This is a genomic window from Campylobacteraceae bacterium, from assembly GCA_013215945.1.
Taxonomy (GTDB): domain Bacteria; phylum Campylobacterota; class Campylobacteria; order Campylobacterales; family Arcobacteraceae; genus NORP36.
This window is the reverse complement of record JABSOM010000027.1, coordinates 1-2,072: the sequence shown is the minus strand read 5'-3', so window position 1 is coordinate 2,072 and position 2,072 is coordinate 1. Positions and strand designations below refer to the sequence as shown.

General features: G+C 31.8%; 2 protein-coding genes. Both read right to left on the bottom strand.

Annotated features, from left to right (window positions below; translation table 11 throughout):
* Positions 1-224: hypothetical protein (locus tag HRT41_16070; GenBank protein ID NQY25536.1), on the bottom strand; the 224-nt coding region annotated here is incomplete at its 3' end.
* 117 nt (positions 225-341) lie between these two features.
* Entirely contained in the window at positions 342-1,766 is a 1,425-nt protein-coding gene (locus HRT41_16065; protein ID NQY25535.1) for a transposase, read from the bottom strand.
* Between the last annotated feature and the right edge of the window lie 306 nt (positions 1,767-2,072).

The window sequence follows — 2,072 nt, the reverse complement described above, 5'->3', positions numbered from 1 at the left end:
ACCCTTACATATCCATTCCCTGGTACTCCCCCAATCATATCATCTGCATCATCTTTTGCACCAACAGCCACCGTTAAACCATCAGCACTAGTAGCCACAGCTCCTAGGAAATGATAATCTGCATCGCCATCAATATCTTGCCCTAATTGTGACCATTGGGCATTCGCAGTTAATTGTATTATTATTAAAAAGCCTAAGAGGCCTATTTTAGTAAGTTGTTTCATCTTTCTTTTATAATTGTTTTTTATGAGGCGGTAAAAGTTTCAATATTGCCCCTATAGTTAATACTTAACAATTGGCAAATTTATTATTATTAACTCAAGTTTCGCACCTAGATCGATTTAATTAAGGTCCTGATATTCAAAGCTATTAGTTTTCACTAAAAATCCAAAATCTTCGACATTTGCTATTATTTGGCGTGTAATATATTCAATATCAATGTATTCAATTATTTTTTCCAAAAGAGATACTATTAGATTGATAACTGCTAATATCCTGACATTTAGCTTGTTCTCGATGTAATCTTGCTTCAAATCTTTAAATAAACCTCCTATTGTTTCATAAGCTTCCATTCTGTACCGAATACTGGTGAGTAAATATTGGGTCATTGTAATGGTTATTTGCGCAATGTGAACATCGAAATTGGTAGATTGGCATTTACCCAAGCCAAATAACTGCTTAGCTTCTTTGAAAAACACCTCTATTGACCATCGAATACGATATGTTTCAATAATTTTTGTAAAACTTAGTGTTGTGTCGGTTGTTATTAATGTGTGCCATTTCCCGTTTGTTCCGCGTTTTGAAATAAAAACAGCAACCTTTAGCCCATCAATTTCAGATACATAATGATGGTAATAGTACTTGTGTTTTCGACATCGTTTAGGTGCTTTTTTCTGTTTTTTAAGTTCGGATATCGTTTTTATTTTTGACTTTACTTCAATTTTACTATTGTATTTATACATGCCAATTATATGGGTCGAACTACTTTTTTCTCTTAGCTTTTTGAGCAATCCAATACTTGTAAACCAAGTGTCCATTAAAATGTAGTCTACGATAATTTTACGCTTTACAACTCTAGAAAACATTTGTACTAATAGCTCTGTTTTCTTTTTATTAAGTTCCTGATACCTTTTTGCAGCAGCGGTTTTACTACACCTTGGCGTCTTTTTTTGAAGCTTCCTTTGCTTAGCTGTGAGTCCGTATTTTGTTTTTTTACTTTCACGATGTAAACTGAAATCAATTGGAATAAATACGCTTCCATTCCAGTAACCTGCTACAAGTAGCTTGAAGCCAAAGTAGAAGGTTTTGGATACATGGTTATAATTTTTAGAAATACCTTCTATTGTTTTTCCTGTTTTAGCAATATCTGTATCATCAAATATTAAACATTTAACCACATCTTTAGCTGGTGTAAAGAGTTTCTCCTTTGATAAATATTGAATTACAAAATGATTCAAAAAAGATCTCCAATTGACTTTTTGGTTTGCTAAAATTCGATAATAAGGATCTTTTCCGATTTGTTCTAAATCCTTTTCATCTCTTAACATTCCATGGATCGTATTGATACCTAAAAGAGGCAGTAATAACAGTTTTGAAATTAAATCCTCAAAAGTATAACCTGAATTTTTACAACAACTAATCTTTTTTTTAATCTTATTGAATCCTAAAATATTTAAATGTGCTTGTAAATATTCAGAACTCAGCCAAATATTTTTAAACCGACCGCTTAATTCTTGAATTTTTGAAATATCTTCGTGTTTCAGCATGTTTTGTACTTTGTGTGTGATACTTAAAGATACAACAAAACCAAGGGATTACCTTGGTTTGCATGCTGTTTTCATGCCATTAAACCCTCTAAAGTAAGGGTGCGAAACTTGAGTTATTAACTAAGTTTTTCTGGGCACCCATTTTGCAACTATTGAAAAGAATTGTAAGAAGTAAAATTGGTATTAAGAGTTTTTTCATATTCTTCAAGTTGGCCGACATTAATGTATGCGCAATTTTATTATGCTGTTTGAATTAATAAATAGAATGCTAATGTAGTGCAATTGCGTAATGTTTGTTTTTATTGT